Raw genomic sequence first — 17,146 nt, forward strand, 5'->3', positions numbered from 1 at the left:
CAGTGATAGGAGTTCCCTGGCTTTCCCACCGGTTACCCTGAGCTCTTTCTCGCCTGTTGGATCCCTTACAAGGATTCTTCCGGGGCCGAGGGGTTTTATCCTTGCCTTTATGGTTACTTTCTCACCTAGTAGGAGGCTTGAGACGGGTAGACCGCTATCTCTGCCACGTGTTAAATAACATCCCTCTCACCTTACGACTAATGGAATACGCATTGCAGCTTTAAAAATCCAGTATCCCTACTGTCTTGGCTACCTATACTTGTCTCTACGGTATATACGATTTAACCACTGTATCACCTATCAAAGCATATACCTCTATATGGCTCCTCAGCGGTGTCGACGAGATCTTCGGGATGAGTATTTCGTCCACCTGGAATATGCCTGCACGCTCAGTCATGTTGACGTTTATCCTGACAGATACTCTTTCGGATGGAAGTATCTCGACTGATTTAATGCTAAGTGCTGAAACACTATGTATCGAGACTCCGCCAAGCCTGTATGGTACTCTAGCCCTTCCCTCAGCCATATCCACTCCATCCCCTACTTTAACGCATCCAGCCTCGTATGTAAGGCACTCCACGTCGTAGCTGGTGCAGTATATGGCATGCATCACTTCCTGCCTCAGCTTAACCCTGATGCTTTGATCCTGTATGAGTTTACCGAGCACCCTATCCAAAATAGGCATGGCTATTACTGCGCCAATCCTCTCATGCATATCCCTGTGAACACTGTTGCCTACGTCGTGGAGGAGCGAGCCTAACAACGGCACCAGCCACGTGTACCCTACATCATCCACTACGCCGTCCCTCAGTAATGATGGTTGAACACCTTTCGAGAGAAGCAACTGGTATATGTAGAGGGATGCACCGGCAGCTATATGCGCGTGGACGGGGCCGTGGTCATTGTACCTTAAACGGTTAACAGCCATCACGTTGGCCATGCTCCAAAGAGCTTGAACCTCGGGATCATTGACAAGCATAGTGTACGCCTGTTTAAGCAAGGGGTTACCGGAGAGCATTGACTCAATGAGTTTCGGGCTAACTAAAACCATGCTTATCCAACCCTTACACGTGTCTTCCCCAATAATGCCTCCGACAACTTAATATTTTTACCGCCCAGGATAGATTATTATTAGTGTAGCGTGGAGACCACTCTGAGTCTGAAAGGGGTAGCCTTGCAGACAGTGTCGCTGAAACTGGTTAAACCAGGCTTGCTCAACGGGGTGAGAACGCGTTTCTACACGTGGAGTGAGGGAGCTCCTCCGAGAGAGCCCGGTGCCCTGCCATACATTGCTGAAACCATTAGCCCCCGCATAGACTTCACATGGTTCGATAAGCCGCATGAGAAGGTCCCCTCCAAGAGGTTCATTGCGGAGTTCAAGGGGTTCATAAAGATAGATTATCCTGGCACCTATAGGTTCTACGTGGTCTCAAGTGATGGTGCAATACTTTCAGTAGATGGCAGGGTACTTGTCGACGCGTGGTTCGACCAGCCCCCGAGGCTCCATAGCAGCCCGGAGATAGTGCTCGGCAGGGGATACAGGAGGATTAGGCTACTCTACTATAACAGGGATGGAATCGGGGAGGTAACCCTTGGTTGGATAAGGCCGGACGGCGTTGCCGAGTCCATCCCGAGTGACAGATACTACTTCTCAATAGGGGAACACGCATTCATAACTGGGCTGCCGGACGGATACGTTGTGAGGCTACTGCCCCTGAGGGATGAAGCACTTGAGAAGCAATGCGTATCCGTGATGAACATATGTATGGTGAGCATTCCATGGGAGGAGCAACCACTGGAAGCATACTTAAGCATATATCGGGGAAGCGGGGAGGTCTTCGCGAGATTCACTGAGCCAGTAACGCTCTTCGGCGGCGATGAATACTCAGTGTATTACGCTAAGCACTAGCCCTACAGCCAACATGCCTCACCAGGGATGCATGTAGAGGCATGGTGTTAGCACTGTATTACTATACCCATTGTTTAAAAAGAGTCCCATATGGGATGTGATAGCGGAAGCGTGGCACGGGGTTTGAGACATGTCTGCATCAATCAGTAGCTACAGGGGAAGCATCTTCAGCAGGCTGCTGGGAGCGTTTAAACCCAAGGATCCTTTAGTAAAGAACATTGAGGAATCCATTGTCCTCATGGAGAGAATGATAAGGAGCATTGAGGCATCCAAGAAAGGCCTCGAAATGACGCTTGAAGAGCATACGAGGAAAGTGAAGTCCAGTGGAGCCCAGGATAAGGAGATCCAGAGGATAATAGATGAGGAGAGCAGGAACATTTCAGGATACATCGCGCTCTTCACAAAGGTACTCTACGATCTCACAAGGGTCAAGCTCAGGCTTGAAACAATCACGCAGATCCAGGAGCCCATGAAGGCGTTACCCGAGGTACTAGACGAGTTGAAGCGGATCGAGCCAGAGGTCGAGAAGATTAACCCGCAACTAGTCAGCTTGATAAGGGCGATCGAGCAGAAAGTAGGGAGCATACAGGTTTCAACCGATAGCTCCTCAGCACCCTACCCGCTGGTCTCAAAGCATATTGCACAGGGGGAGGGGAAGCCCCCTGTTAAACGCGTGGAGGAGCATAGTGCACCGGGGAGTAGGCTCGGTAGCCCCGGCTTAGCCGAGAAGATACCTCCACCCCCGCCCAGCGACCCCGTAGAGTTGAAGACAGCACCCATTGAACCGGGGGTATCGCCTGTCGCACAGGGAGTTAACGTGGATGCATCCAGCGACATCCCGTTGAATGTGATTGAACAATGGTTGCTTGCAGAGCTAAGGGGTAATGGAGGAATACTCGACATACCCCACTTCACAGCCAAGTATAGGGTTGCCCGTGACAAAGTGTATGAGGCGCTGAGGCGCCTAGAGGAGAAAGGGCTCATCAAGTTGAAGCGGTTTTAAACGAGGCCCTGTGAACCGCTGGAGGAACGGTGATCGAGAGCCATGAGCATGCAGTACCTGGTTGATAAAGGCATAGAGTACGCGCATAAAGCCGTCTCAGCTGATAAGGCCGGAGACTACGAGTCCGCTATCAAGTACTATAATGCAGCCATAGACCTGCTCTCAAAATACCTGAAGCTGTACCCCGACTCCCCTCTCGCAGAGACGTACAGGGATCTAATACAGAAGTACAGGAATCGCGTCAGCATACTGGAGAAATATGTCTCAGGCTCAGTTAAAATCGGGGGACCCCAGGGAGAGGCAAGCATAGACGACGTCGTCGAAGTCCTAGAACCCGATAAAAGAAGCAACAAGAACACCTTCAAGGACCTAGTGGATCTCGAAGAAGTTAAACAGGCGTTGAAGCGATCCGTGATATATCCGGTGAAAACGCCGCAACTGTACCCACTAGGGTGGTCTCAAGGCATACTGCTGTTCGGACCGCCTGGCTGCGGGAAAACGGAGCTGGCAATAGCGTTAGCCAACGAGATAGATGCAGTCCTAATAAATGTGAGCCCAGCAACCATAATGAGTAAATGGCTTGGCGACGCTGAGAAAAACGTGAAGAAAGTGTTCGACAAGGCAAGGGAATACGCGTCCCAGGACAAGCCCGTGATAATATTCATAGATGAAGTAGACAGCCTACTACAGCCACTTGGAAACGAGGTCGGCGGAGAGAAGAGGATGAGAAACCAGTTCCTCATAGAGATGGATGGGTTGAAGAGCAAGGAGAACAAGAAGATGCCGTTGTTCGTCGTCGGCGCAACAAACAAGCCGTGGACACTGGACATAGGCTTCATAAGGAGATTCGAGAAGAGGATATATGTACCGCCACCCAACAAGGAGGTAAGGAAACAGTTATTCATACACTACATAGGCAAGCTGAAAGACGTCTACTCCATCGACAGCATAGATTACGACAAGCTCGCTGAGCTAACGGAAAACTATAGTCCAGCAGACATTGCAAGCATCGTGAAGGAGGTTCAAAACAACGTCGCGGAGGAGCTGAACGAGAAGGGCTTGTCGAAGCCCGAGGACATAAAGTCCCTACGGCCTCTAACCACGGATGACTTCATCAAAGTAATAGAGAAGAGAAAGCCCAGCATTGATCCCTCATGGCTCGAGGCATACAAGGAGTGGCAGGATAAGTACGGTGCATCATAATCGGCCTCGCCCGCCCCGGCCTCCCGGGGCGGGCCATACTTTTCACAAGACCCGTTCCCCAGCATTAAACGGGCTCCTACAACACTGGATGACCCGGGTTAGAGGTGTACGGTAAGGCATAAATCTCCTATTGCTGAAGATATCAATGGTGCGATGAGGAGAGTCATGCCTCGAGACACCGTGAATGATCTCAGCCCTGGGGTATCCGAGCACCCTTCCTGAGTCAACTAGACGCCATGGTTGAAAACGAATAACATTGTTTCATGTCTAAGTAGTCATGTGCTATGCTAAGTCACTCAGTTACCAAATCATGGGAAAAAGTTATATAAGGGATTAACATGTTAATTTAGAGCGGTGAACACCATGCCATGTACAGAGAAAGTAAAGGTGAAAACCCCGAGTGGTAGAGAACTCGAGCTAGTACCTGTAAAGGTGTGGCAGCTTAACCCGAGAGGTAGGAAAGGCGTCAAGGTAGGGTTATTCCAGGATCCGGAGTCCGGGAGATACTTCAGGACGAAGGTTCCAGAAAACTACCCGCTCTGCAGCTAGTTTTTTCCTCCACACACCCTGGGAGCCTAGATTCCCTCGTGGATGAAGCGCCTTCCTAACGTGCTCCTGCAACCGGTTTCCCGTTGTGTGCTCAACGGGGCTGTCTGGGAGCCTACTGTATGCCCGCAGGGTTCGACATGATGCTATTTCACACCTGCTTGAAACACTTATTTACCTAGCCCTACCATATATACTGGTAAAGAGTGAAGTGGGATGGAAGATGGCTGACCTAAGCGTTGAGTTAGCGGGGCTCAAGTTAAAGAACCCATTGATGAATGCCGCGTGCCCTGTCTCAAGAGACTACGAGGCCATGAGGGAACTAGTTGACGCCGGTGTCGGCGCGGTAGTTGCTAAGACTATAAGCGTGAAGCCCGCCATAGTGCCGCGTCCAAGCATGGCTGCAGTTGATCGAGGCGTTGTCAGGGCAAACCTGTTGAAGACCCTGAAACCCGGGGATGTAAGGATAACACCGGTTGACAGCGGGAACTACCGGTTTATATACGCTGTACTCAACGCTGAGCTATGGAGCGATATACCGGCTGAACACTACCTTGAGAGAGAATATCCGCTTGTGAAGAAATACTGCGGCGAGAAAGGCGTTGCATTCATAGCGAGCATAGGGTACACGCCCGAAGAGCTCTCACTACTGGGACCCAAAGTCGAGAAGGCTGGCGTCCAGGCAATAGAGTTCTCCACCCACTACATAGGGCGCGACTACCGTCCCGTTGTAGAAGCGGCTAAAGCACTAAGGGAGAGCGTTAGCATACCGATATTCCCGAAGCTGAGCCCGTTCACACCGAACATACCCGAGCTGGTTAAAGAGCTCGAGAAGGTTGGGGTCGATGGAATCGTTGCAACGAACACTATAGGTCCAGCACTACACATAGATGTAGAAACCGGGATGCCCATAGTGGGTGGACCATATGGATACGGGTGGATGAGCGGCCCAGCACTCAAACCCCTTGCACTAGCCGTGGTCTCCCAGGCAGCGTTGAACACCAAGCTACCGGTGATAGGTGTTGGAGGGATTAGCAGGGGCCTCGACGTCATAGAGTACTTCATGGCCGGTGCCTCAGCTGTGCAGATATGTACGGCTGCACTAGTAGAAGGCCCAGGGGTCTTCACAAGGATACTGAAAGAGGTGAATGAATGGCTGGATCGCCATGGATATGCAAGCATACTCGACGTGAAAGGTGCATCGTTGAAGTACCTGAGGCCCGAGCCAAGAAGGGTTTGGGCACAGCCCCCGGTTGTCGACGAGAAGAAGTGTATTGGATGCGGCTTCTGCGAGCAGGTATGCAACTATGACGCCGTGCATGTCGAGGACGCTGGCGGGAAACGCGTTGCAAGGATTGATTTAACGAAGTGCTATGGATGCGGGTTGTGTACAAGCGTGTGCCCCACAAGGGCGATTCACTTCGTGGAGAAGTAGCTTGTTTTCATCAAATACCTTAATTTTTTCAAATACTCTAGCTTATGATAACTATTTAAATTAGTGATGTACAAGGATCCGTTGAAATCCTTTAAATATTTAAATAAACCATTCCATTGACAGTTATAAGCTTAAAACACCATAGCACAGAAGCGGTGCGTGAGATGAGCCACCTCGAGATTCCTCGACTACCCTCCGTAAGGGACGTCAATATTTCAGGCAAGAAGGTATTCATGCGGATAGATGTAAATGTCCCTATAGATCCTGAAACAGGCGACATCCTCGATGATAGACGCATAAAGATACACTCCATGTTCATCAAGAAGATGCTCGAGGACTACCAGCCTGCCCTGGTACTGGCTTCACACCAGGGGAGGCCGGGCGACGACGATTTCACAACAATGGAGAAGCATGCGGAGCTACTCTCCAAGTATACTGGGAGAGATATACGCTACGTCCCAGACATCATAGGTCCAAGAGCCCTAGAGGAAATCAACAATCTGAAACCCGGTGAAGCACTACTCCTCGACAACCTCAGGCTGCTTTCAGAGGAGGTGATCGAGGCTCCCCCGGAGAGGCAGGCGCTGACAATCATGGCTAAGCGGCTCTCAGCAGTCTTCAACATATATGTAAACGACGCCTTCGCAACCGCGCATAGAAGCCAGCCAAGCATTGTGGGACTACCACTACTCATGCCTAGCTGCATGGGCCCCCTCTTCGAACAAGAGATCGCCGCTGTTAGGAGAGTATTTAACTCGGCTGAATCCCCCAGGATATACGTGCTCGGCGGCTCAAAAGTCAGGGAGCTGCTGAGAGTTATCGAGAACCTGATGAGGAATAAGCTGGCTGACCGGATACTTACCACAGGCCTCCTGGCACAGTTATTCCTAGCCGCTAAAGGGGTAAACATAGGAACCGAGAACATGAAGATACTTGAAGAGAAGGGACTTCTACCACTGGTTCCAAGAGCCAGGTATATACTGCTACGCGGTGCACCGATAGAGACACCAGTTGACCTAAGGGTCGAGGTCAACGGTGATGTCAGGAACACCTACATCGGCGGAATCACTGGTGTAGCCAAGGACATAGGCGAGAACACTATGCAAATATATAGCGACCTGATAAGGGACGCCAGGATTATAGTGATGCGTGGCCCAGCCGGAGTAATAGAGGATGAAAGATTCAGGGAGGGCACACTAAGGATACTTGACGCCGTCTACAGCTCCAACGCGTTCACACTTATAGCGGGAGGGCACCTGGCATCCATGGTTGATGAATCGAAGCTGACAAGCAGAATACATGTATCAACAGGTGGAAACGCCCTGCTACTCTTCCTCTCAGGCGAGGAGCTCCCAGCACTGAAAGCCCTGGAGTTATCGGCTAAAATGTTCCTGGGATGGTAGCTATGCCCGTGAAGATCGCTGTAAACGGCTATGGAACAATAGGGAAGAGAATAGTTGACGCCGTGCTATCCAACAAGGATTTCAGGCTGGTTGGGATAGCCAAGTACAGGGTAGACTACTCCGCCTACCTGGCCGCCAGGAAGGGAATACCCATATATGTGCCCAGGGAGAGAGCTAGCGAGTTCCGTGAAGCCGGCTTAGAGCCCCATGGATACGTAGACTACCTCTTTGAAGAAGCAGACCTAATATATGACGCATCACCCGGGGGCAAGGGAGCCGGCAACAAGAAGATCTATGAATCCTATGGGAAACCCGGGGTTTTCCAAGGAGGCGAGGAACCCGGGGTAGCTGAGCTCAGCTATAGTACCCTCTGTAATTTCGAGGAAGCATTAAACAAGAAGTATGTGAGAGTCGTAAGCTGTAACACCACCGGTATGTTGAGGCTACTGTGCACCCTGCACAGGGAGTATGGTGTGAAGAGAGCGCTTTCAGTAATAATCAGGAGAGCAGCCGATCCAAAGGAGGATCAAAGGGGACCCGTGAACTCAATACTCCTGGATCCACCTAGCATACCGAGCCACCACGGACTAGATGCTCGAACCGTTGCACCATGGTTGGACATAGTGACAGCCGCTGCAGTCGTCCCCACGACACTTATGCATATGCAGTTCATTGAAGTAGAGCTCTCAACCCAGGTGAATAGAGGTGATGTAGTGGAACTCCTTGACGGAATCAACAGGTTCCTACTGGTTGAATCCGCTTCGACAGGCATAGATTCCACGAGCAAGGTAATGGAGCTAGCGAGAGACAGCGGTAGGCCGCGTGGTGATATTTATGAAAACATCGTGTTCATTGATTCGCTAAGCATTAACGCCTCCAGACTCTACCTCTTCCAAGGCATACACCAGGAGTCGATAGTTATCCCGGAGAACATTGATGTAGCCTACGCTATGCTGGGCATCGAATCAGACCCATTGAAAGTGATGGAAAGAGTGGACAGCACCCTAGGTATCGGCGGGTTGAGAAGATTCATTAGCCCCCATGGATATATCCAGATTGGTGGAGCTCCATGAGCGAGGCCCCTACATACGAGATAAGCTTCTACTTTAGAAAAATACTTGTCCCAATAGATGGAAGCGAGAACAGTCTAAAAGCACTTGAATTCGCACTAGACTTAGCCAAGCACTACGGCTCCAAGATAGTTGTTGCATATGCTAAGCCCAAGGGGGATTCAAGAGGCGACCCCTTTGAACGTGCAAGAATAAAGATCGCTAGAGAAGGACTCAACGTGCAATACAAGGTCATAGAGTACGATCCCTCCAACAGTAACACGCCCTCCACTCTAGTGAGGGAGATTATAGAAGGAGGCTATGACGCAGTAGTGCTCGGTGCCCGCGGCCTCAGTCTCACAACAGATATACCGATAGGTAGCACAGCCCTCTCACTAGTGATAAATTCACCGGTTTCAGTGTTCATAATCAGGTAGTGGTTTCAAAATAGTATTTTTTAAGCACGCCGGCTATGTCCACTTTCCCAGGCGTCTTCATCCAAGCATTCATCGATATCTCGAGATACTTCTCAGGATCGCTCTGATACATGTCTATTATCCATAGAAGCTTATTCCTGAACTCCTGGTATTCCCTCTCATCTATCTCGCCGGCCCTTGGATCAGTGTATATATTGGTGAAGTCCCTGAGATCCTGGCCGAACAACCAGCCGGTGACCCCGTCTTCAATTATTTCAAGGGCTCCTCCATCCCTGCTTGAAAGCACTGGCACCCCGTTTACTTGTGCTTTCATAAAGCTTGTTCCACAGGCCTCCCACCCACTGAACGGTGTGAAAAGCCATAGGTCTGACCCCTGGGCAATGAGTCTTGCCGTCTCAATGTTATAGTCCTGGAGATACACGGTGTTCGCGAGCTTTAGATCGAGCTCCCTGAACTTCTTCAAGTACCCCAACCCGTCGTTATCTCTTGGATGGGGTTTGCCGGCTAGTATGAAGAACGCGTTCACATCAGGATTCTCCTCTATGAATCTAGCCGCAAAGTACGGTCTCTTATACCTAGCCAGCCTCCTCGTCCACGCCACGATTATTCTACCATCAGCATTCACATTACTCTTAACGCTTCTAATCAGGGAGAGAAGCCTCCCGCGTGACTCACTCCTCGCCTTCACAAGGATCTCTCGCTGGAAAACCCCCTGCCTCCACGCCTTGTAGAGCTCTGGATGCATCCATCTCGGCAGGTATATGCCGTTAGTTATCCCCCTGAACTTACCCGCGTGTGCCGGAAATATTTTGCCCACGACATCCTCCTGCTTCTTCGAGACCACTATTGCTGACTTAAGCCGTGAAAGCGCATACTCTGAAAGGCTCACATAGTCCCCTAGGAACAACCCGAACTCTCTAGCTATGAACTCGCCTGGGAACCCGGGGTGCCCCCAGGGGCCAGGAGTATGGATTATTATCCTAGCCCTGTCAGCCAGGTCAAGCGTGTTCAGGATTAATGCCGTATACGATTCCTCGAGGTCTACGACGCTTATGTTCTCCAGCCCGATGACATTCCTGATGTAGTGGGATGCCGCCTTCGCTAATAGAGCGTACTTGAGGAATGTCTCCTCCATCCCGTCCTCAAGGTACACTCTCTCAGTGAGCTTCCTAGCCCACTGGGGGCAGACAGCCTCAAATAACACGGCTTTCGCCGTCTTATACCTGTAGACCCATGGTCTAACTATTACCTCATTGCCTTTCAGGGTCACGACGAACTCTTCTTCAGGGGTCAGCTTCTCCAGGAAACTCTTCTCCTGTCTCTCAGGGCCTAGGGAGGGTTGCAACCCCTGGAACGATATCGAAACATAGCCATGCCTGTAGAAGAGGGATAATGCAACATAGTCCAACCCCATGTCGCCGGCTCCGTAGAGCTTATCTCCCTCGAGAACACCGAGCCCCCCTGCAAATATGCGTGAACCCTCAAGGGCTATTTCAGGGGTTATGCTGACTATGACCACCCGGTATCTCCTCAAGCAAGCGGTTTTTAATGGTTCGCTACCTTTAATTTAGTGGTGAATTATTAAATATTGCCTACATGGGGATTGACAGGCTTGATTAAAGAATTATTGAGCTCCCTTGCGAAAAACGCACGTGGCTCACTTACATCGGACATGGTAAACATGTTGACGCGACACCATAGGATCCAGGGAAGCACCGGGCTCGAAAACGCGTTAAGCGACCTCTATGACGCATTAGAGGGAATAGGGTACTCGCCCCGTGTGATCGAGGTGCCAAGTGACTCAAGGAAGGGGTTCATAGATTCACCCGTATCCTGGGAGATAGAGGATGCATTCCTACAGTTCAAGGCAGGCGGTAAACTACTCGAGGAATACAGCTTCACCGAGCATCCAACACTGGTGGCAGCGCACTCCCCGCCAGGGGAGGGATGCGGAACCCTCTCACTATGCAATGGCGGTGAGTGCCATGGTGACGCTGTACTGGCCAGGGGACCCGCCTACGAGGCCTATAGCAGGGCCGATGCGAAACTCGTCGTAGTTTACGAGCCGAAAAGATACATTGACGCCGTCCCATACACCGGTCTATTCCTCCATAGCAACGAGGTCAAGGATACAGTTGTAATGAACATACCGTATAGGACGGCATTGAAACTCATGTCTATGCTCGTGGAGAACCCTGGCAGGAAGATAGAGGTATGCTGGAGCAATAGATCCAGGTATACGAGTAAGCCCATGCACGTTCTCATCGCTTGCAACGACAACGTAGATGGCCCCGGAGTAGTCCTCGTAAGCCATATATGTCACCCCAGGCCCGGTGCCCATGACAATGCCAGTGGAAGCGTCGCCAATTACGTGGCCGCCTTCATCTCCCATGTAATGAGGCTAGACATACCTCTATGCCATGTATGGGTGCCAGAGTTCACTGGCACCGTGTACCTGGATAGGGCACTACCATGGCGCCCGCTTGGAGTAGTGAACTTGGACATGGTGGGCTCCAAGCAGTGGATTACTGGTTCAACACTCAACATCGTTAATGCCCCCCTCTACATGGATTCAACCATTGTTCCATACACATATCTAGCGGTGAAAGCAGTCCTTGACACGGCTCCCTCCTTCAGTGGATTCGATCTCCCTGGATCCAGGTACTCTCTATCACCGTATACTGCTGGAAGCGACCACGACGTCTTCCTCTCATGGGGAGTAGACACAGTCATGCTTAACGAGTGGCCCAGCAAGTACTACCACACAGACATGGATACAGCGGAAACCCTCTCGCAACGCAGCTTAACCGATACAGCTGTTGCATCACTGCTCGCAGCGTACATGGCCTATAAGAGGTATAGGGTTAATTTCGTCACCAACGTGTTTCTAGACTACCTGAAGACATGGTACGCTCTGGAAGCCATGAAGACTGGATTCAACACCGGGTTAGACGAGCTCTCAAGGAGAATCAGTGATCAAGCCAGGCTCAAGCCCGGTGAAATAAGGGGGATTGCCTCACCGGTGTCGACTAGACTGATACAGAGGCTCATAGGCTTCGAGAAGTATAGGGAGATAACCGAGGTTAAGGGTGCTGTATCATATCTAACCCTTTATGCCCCTCTAGCATACGTCAACGGCATAAGTGATGCATCACAGCTATTCCAACTCGAAAACCTGGTTAAATGGAGCAATAGGGAGGAAGCGTTAATTAGCGAAGCATGGGAATTAATCAGGAATGAAGTGTTGAAGTGATACACATGCCAGTGATCAGGGTCAGCATGAGTGACCTGGAGAGCCTCTTAGCTAAGAGGCTCACACTGGAGGAACTCTACAAGGGGTTGACTAGGCTTAAATGCGAGATCGAGAATATCGCGGGCGACACAGTTGAGTATGAAGCAAACCATGATCGCCCCGACTTATTCAGTAGCGAGGGCTTGGCGAGAGCACTTAGGCCTTTCCTAGGCCTGAAGGAAAGGCACTACAGGATTGAGGAGTCGGGAAATGTAAGGGGATACGCGGAGGATGTTGCAGGTAGACCCTACATAGCCCTCGCCGTTGTAAGGGATGTAGTGTTAAGCGAGGAGGCGATCTCACAGATCATGCAACTACAGGAGAAGCTGGCTTCAACCTATGGCCGTGGACGCAGGAAGGCGAGCATAGGGGTATACGATCTCGATCTCATTAAGCCACCCATATACTACCGCGCCGTAGATCCAGATAAAGCAAAATATATCCCGCTCAACGAGAAACGCGAGATGACCCTTAGAGAGGTTCTCAGCAAGACCGATAAAGGGAGGCTGTACGGATACATAATCGAGCACATGGAAAGGTACCCGGTGCTCATGGACTCCGAGGAGAGGATACTGAGCCTGGCCCCGATACTTAATGCCGACTACAATAAGGTGACGACAAAGACGCGTAATATACTGGTTGATTCAACCGGTTTAAGCCCCGATATAGTAGTAGACATGGTTACCATAATGTCAGCCAACATAGTGGAGCGCTCCCGGAGCGGCGTAGTGGAGCTTGTGAGAGTAGAGCACCCAGGCGGACTGGTTATTGAAGCACCGAGGAAGGCCGGGAGCACTATCACTGTAGACCTTGGCGACGTGAGCAGGCTGCTTGGCGTTGAGCTAAGCGTGGAGGAAGCACTCAAGCTACTTCAACAACACTACTACAGGGTTAAATCCGTGAGCGGGAAAGTATTCAGTGTTGAAGCACCAGCCTACAGAATCGACGTGAAGACATGGGTGGATGTAGCAGAGGACATAGCTGTGTCCTATGGATACCACGCACTAGGTGGGCAAGCAGACTCCCTGCCTCCATCCATCAGTGTTGGAAGACTGCATCCACTTGAATATGCCTCGAGAAGAATAAGGGATATACTGGTTGGAATGGGGTTTACAGAGGTGTCGAACTACATGATGAGCAGTGTTGAGGCACAGACCTCGCTACTCGGCGGTGGGCGCGAAGTCTTCATCGTTGAAAACCCCAAGTCGGAGAAATATACGGCTTTAAGGTCATGGCTGACGCCGGGCTTACTTGAGACCATTGTGGAGAACACTGGTAAGAGGCCTAGAATAGCTGTCTTCGAAATAGGGGATGTCGTAATACCGGATGCGTCGAGGGAGACAGGGGCACGCGTTGAGAGAAGGCTCTGTGTGGCGCTCTCCCATGAGAAGGCCACGCTCACCGATGGTCTAGCAGTGGTGAAGGCTTTGCTCAGGGATCTCGGTGTCAAACCCCTATTTGAAGGTGCAACTATCGCTGGTTTTCTCCAGGGGAGAACTGCGGTGATACGGGTGGACGATGACAATGTAGGCTTCGTGGGCGAGGTTGAACCAGGGATATTGTATAGGCTTGGAGTCGTCAACCCAGTGGTTATCGCTGAGATGGTCTTGAACAAGGTTATTAACCATTGATGTTTATCATGTCTAGGCGAGGATGAAGCTTGGAAGGGATGACTCGTAAAGGGGATGAATGCACGGGCCTAGCTGAAGCACTCGGCTTCTCGAATCCATCCACGCTAACCATTCACTTTTAATCCAGCAGCCTATTCATGACTGACACAGCGATCACTGAGATAACTATTGTTGACAAGGCTACGGCGACTATGGTGTTGAATACTTCTACTGATACAAGCCCTAGTTCAAACCCCTTGACCAGTAGTGTCAGCTCTAGTACACCCCTCCCCGTCATCGAGAAGCCGGCTGTTACACCTACAGACGTGTCTTCTCCCCGGGCCTTTAGGAAGGCAAAGTAGCTCAGCATCTTTGTAGCAATGCCCGCGGCCAGGAGTGCTGCGAGGAGCACCGGGTCCACGGCACTGATTCTAATATGGAGCCCCACATACAACATAAATAGAGGCGTGAACAAGCCGTCGATCACGCTGCCGAGAATATTTGTGAAATCACTTACCCTGGCCCTGTACCTGAGCATGGGATCCTTCATCCCCAGCCCCCCTGAGACCAGTATTCCGGCGAGGTAAGCCGCTATAATGTAGCTCATGCCTGACTCAAAGGCTAGCAAGAGGAGGAGGGAAAGCATTATCAATGATGCATCAGTGAAGTACGCCATGTTTCTAGACATGTAATTGAAAACCGGGTTAAGGATAAGCCTCTGCCTCGTAATCAAGGTGAAGACTACCAGTGTTGCAGCCAACGCGACCACCGTGGACACTAATGCCTCGTTGACGTGCCCTGTCAACCGCCACATGTAGTATGCTGATGTAGCTAATACCATGAAGAGATCGTCTATGAAGCTGGCTGAAACCAGCATAGACTTGACGTGTAACGGGAGCCTCTCAACGAGCATTGAAGCCATCTCTGTAGCGGTGTTCGAGAGCAGTAGGGCTACGAGGAGCGCTGTCTCGAATGAATACCCAAGATACATTACAATGGCTAATACTGTGATCACCGTGACGGCAACCGAGGTCAGCGATACCGCCAATGCTGAGGCTGAATTCTCGACCACATCCTCAAGACTACTTGTCACCCCAGCGTAGAATACTACGAATATGGCTGCGATACTAGAGACTAGTGAGAGATCATGGATGTACTCGTCCCTCCCCACGGTAACGCCGAGGATTATGCCCACGATAAGATACCCGGCTACTTCACCTATACTGTGCCTCCTCAGTAGGTGCCCAACCACCTTTGAGAGAAGAATACCGAGGAAAACATAGCCTAGTGTATTCATCTCCCCGTAGATCACCGGTGCAAGTTAAATCCCATGAGGCTTAAAAACATCGCTCTTCCCAGTTCTAGGAGACCACTAGTTGTTTAACGCCCCATATCCTGTAGGAGACCTCCTTTGATGTCAACGTCTTCTCCACGCTGGCGATATCGTTCGATAGGCCCTTCACAATGTTGCCTTCCAGCTTACCGAAGAATCCCAGGGGATCGCCATTCCTGTTAACGAATATTACGAGATCCGTGGTTTCATCCCTGTCCTTCACGGAGATCATACCCATCCTGTACTGGGAGAGAACACCTTTCTTCTCACGTGCCTTGCTTAAAAGGTTGTTAATCTCCCATGGAGGAGTCATCTCGCCTGCAGCAACGAGATCCGAGTTTAACAGCATCATTGCTACTGATACCTCATCGAACAACTTGGTGACATCAACGGCCTCCTTCTCTTGCGGAGCCGGCTTCTCGGGCTGCACCTGTCTAGGGGGTGGTGGAGGTTGTGGAGCCGGTGGTGCTGCAGGCTTAGGTGCCTCGGGTGGTTTAACCACGGCCTCAACCGGCTTAGCCGCCTGTGGAGCCGGCTTCGGAGGCTTTATCATTGGTTGAATAGGTTTCTTCAACGCCTCCTCTAATCCCTTCACAAAGGAGTCCAGGAACCTCGAGCAGAGAGCTAGGTTGCCGCCCTCACATGAAGCCCTGACACTGATGTGAAGCGCGTAGAAGACGGGCACCAGCCTGTACTCTATCCTAGCCTTGAATACGTCGGATTCAAAGAGCATGGCGAGGGAATCATCCGTCTTAACCTCGCTCCTTATCCTAAGGGTTACCCTTGCACCCCCACCGAAGAGCCCTCTATCACTCCATATGACTGAAACCTCGTTGGCAGCGGGCCCGCGCCCCGCTACAACCAAGCCTTTCATGTTGGATGCAAGTGTAACTATGTCGTAAAGCAGTGCATACGCCAACTCCTTGTCGATGGGTCTTATGATCACCTTCTCGAAACCACTAGTAGCCACAGGTTTACACCTAAAATAATCCTTAAGACTCTACACTAATATAGTTTTTCAAGATACTGGGGCTGAATATTTAAATCTGACCATCTACTCAGGCATCAGTCCTCATCTCTTCCATCTTTCTCAATGCATACCCATATCCAGAATACCGTTTGCCCTCTCACCCACGCACCACATGGTATCGGCACAGGTTCACTGGTGGTTGCCAAGCCTGTTAACGGGGGCCTCATCCACTATCTAACCTCCTCTCGTCCTAAAGGGGGTTTCCGTTTAGGGGGTTCACTGGTCCCCACATTTGTTCGGTTCACATCTGTGAGCAACTGGCCCAAGCTGTGTGAGACATCACCTACACTACGACTCAGAGATTCCTGAGAGACATAGATTTAACTGAAGTCTGTAAGCCTCTCCAGTAGGCTTCAAACCAGAGGTGGCTCTAACCACGAGCAGGAGAGATTAGTTCATCAACGGGTTCTCCAACGGCTTCGATAACGCTCCTGTAGAGTCCTCTTAGAAATAGTGAACGACAAAGGTCACATTGATTAAAGCCTATGGAACCACCCGTACCCAGGGAAGCCGCTGTCTCGTCGAGGAGCTGCTTGAACCCGTGTATGCTCAGTAAACTCTCATAGTACTTGGGTTTTCTCCTCCCGGTAAGCACATAGTTTACAGCCGATTGCTTCATATCTAGGATCCTCGCCACCTCCAGCTGTGTGAAGCCGTATTCCCTTACAAGCTTTACCGCTATATAGGACTTAGCCGTTGGCATTATCTTCCTGTTCAATACTTCGCAAAACGCTTTCACATGCATCACCCTATAACCATGTTATTATCCCTGAAACAATAAAATAAAGCTGAGACCATGAGAAGCAACACATTCATTGCCGGCCCTGAAAGATTATGACGAGATAAACCTATAAGTTAGAGCATGAATATTTAGGTTACAGATGTGAACCCCTGAA

Annotated in this window: 15 protein-coding genes; 10 read left to right on the forward strand and 5 right to left on the reverse strand. The window is 50.7% G+C overall.

Annotated features, from left to right (window positions below):
- Positions 1-265 precede the first annotated feature (265 nt).
- Positions 266-1,051 carry a phosphohydrolase gene (locus DESMU_RS04245; RefSeq protein ID WP_013562364.1) on the reverse strand — a complete coding sequence of 262 codons (786 nt, stop codon included), beginning with the start codon at positions 1,049-1,051 and terminating at the stop codon, positions 266-268.
- A 90-nt stretch (positions 1,052-1,141) separates the two neighbouring features.
- On the opposite strand from DESMU_RS04245, the gene DESMU_RS04250 reads away from it, so the two are divergent.
- The 8 genes from DESMU_RS04250 to DESMU_RS04285 all read left to right on the forward strand — a co-directional run bounded on the left by DESMU_RS04250 (position 1,142) and on the right by DESMU_RS04285 (position 8,985).
- The gene (locus tag DESMU_RS04250) at positions 1,142-1,909 is read left to right on the forward strand and encodes a PA14 domain-containing protein (RefSeq protein ID WP_013562365.1); all 768 of its coding nucleotides are present in this window, start codon (positions 1,142-1,144) and stop codon (positions 1,907-1,909) included.
- Positions 1,910-2,039: 130 nt separating this feature from the next.
- Complete coding sequence (locus DESMU_RS04255) at positions 2,040-2,912, forward strand: hypothetical protein (RefSeq protein WP_013562366.1); 873 nt, start codon at positions 2,040-2,042, stop codon at positions 2,910-2,912.
- A gap of 42 nt (positions 2,913-2,954) precedes the next feature.
- On the forward strand, positions 2,955-4,115 hold the full coding sequence (locus DESMU_RS04260) for an ATP-binding protein (RefSeq protein ID WP_013562367.1): 1,161 nt from the start codon (positions 2,955-2,957) through the stop codon (positions 4,113-4,115).
- A 363-nt stretch (positions 4,116-4,478) separates the two neighbouring features.
- Complete coding sequence (locus DESMU_RS04265; RefSeq protein ID WP_013562368.1) at positions 4,479-4,664, forward strand: chromatin protein Cren7; 186 nt, start codon at positions 4,479-4,481, stop codon at positions 4,662-4,664.
- Positions 4,665-4,884: 220 nt separating this feature from the next.
- On the forward strand, positions 4,885-6,096 hold the full coding sequence (locus tag DESMU_RS04270) for a 4Fe-4S dicluster-binding protein (RefSeq protein ID WP_013562369.1): 1,212 nt from the start codon (positions 4,885-4,887) through the stop codon (positions 6,094-6,096).
- Positions 6,097-6,260: 164 nt separating this feature from the next.
- On the forward strand, positions 6,261-7,499 hold the full coding sequence (locus tag DESMU_RS04275) for a phosphoglycerate kinase (RefSeq protein ID WP_013562370.1): 1,239 nt from the start codon (positions 6,261-6,263) through the stop codon (positions 7,497-7,499).
- A 2-nt stretch (positions 7,500-7,501) separates the two neighbouring features.
- The gene (locus DESMU_RS04280) at positions 7,502-8,572 is read left to right on the forward strand and encodes a type II glyceraldehyde-3-phosphate dehydrogenase (RefSeq protein ID WP_013562371.1); all 1,071 of its coding nucleotides are present in this window, start codon (positions 7,502-7,504) and stop codon (positions 8,570-8,572) included.
- The gene (locus DESMU_RS04285; protein ID WP_013562372.1) at positions 8,569-8,985 is read left to right on the forward strand and encodes a universal stress protein; all 417 of its coding nucleotides are present in this window, start codon (positions 8,569-8,571) and stop codon (positions 8,983-8,985) included. Before DESMU_RS04280 ends, DESMU_RS04285 begins: the two co-directional genes overlap by 4 nt.
- Here DESMU_RS04285 and DESMU_RS04290 read toward each other — a convergent pair.
- Complete coding sequence (locus tag DESMU_RS04290; protein ID WP_048813450.1) at positions 8,978-10,504, reverse strand: glycogen/starch/alpha-glucan phosphorylase; 1,527 nt, start codon at positions 10,502-10,504, stop codon at positions 8,978-8,980. The genes DESMU_RS04285 and DESMU_RS04290 overlap by 8 nt on opposite strands.
- A gap of 69 nt (positions 10,505-10,573) precedes the next feature.
- On the opposite strand from DESMU_RS04290, the gene DESMU_RS04295 reads away from it, so the two are divergent.
- Both DESMU_RS04295 and pheT read left to right on the forward strand, forming a co-directional pair.
- Entirely contained in the window at positions 10,574-12,238 is a 1,665-nt protein-coding gene (locus DESMU_RS04295; RefSeq protein ID WP_013562374.1) for a M28 family peptidase, read from the forward strand.
- Between the two features lie 5 nt (positions 12,239-12,243).
- Positions 12,244-13,908, forward strand: coding sequence for a phenylalanine--tRNA ligase subunit beta (gene pheT / locus DESMU_RS04300; protein WP_013562375.1), 1,665 nt, complete (start codon positions 12,244-12,246; stop codon positions 13,906-13,908).
- A gap of 118 nt (positions 13,909-14,026) precedes the next feature.
- Here the strand turns inward: pheT and DESMU_RS04305 are convergent, their stop codons facing one another.
- From DESMU_RS04305 to DESMU_RS04315, 3 genes are all read right to left on the reverse strand, one after another.
- Positions 14,027-15,199, reverse strand: a complete 1,173-nt coding sequence (locus DESMU_RS04305; protein WP_245526397.1) for a cation:proton antiporter — start codon at positions 15,197-15,199, stop codon at positions 14,027-14,029.
- Positions 15,200-15,248: 49 nt separating this feature from the next.
- Positions 15,249-16,190: a hypothetical protein gene (locus DESMU_RS04310; RefSeq protein WP_013562377.1), complete on the reverse strand. Its 942-nt coding sequence runs from the start codon at positions 16,188-16,190 to the stop codon at positions 15,249-15,251.
- Between the two features lie 430 nt (positions 16,191-16,620).
- A complete protein-coding gene (locus tag DESMU_RS04315) occupies positions 16,621-16,989 on the reverse strand; it encodes a helix-turn-helix domain-containing protein (RefSeq protein WP_013562378.1) in 369 nt (122 codons plus the stop codon).
- Positions 16,990-17,146: the final 157 nt, after the last annotated feature.

This window comes from Desulfurococcus mucosus DSM 2162 (genome assembly GCF_000186365.1).
Taxonomy (GTDB): Archaea; Thermoproteota; Thermoprotei_A; order Sulfolobales; family Desulfurococcaceae; genus Desulfurococcus; species Desulfurococcus mucosus.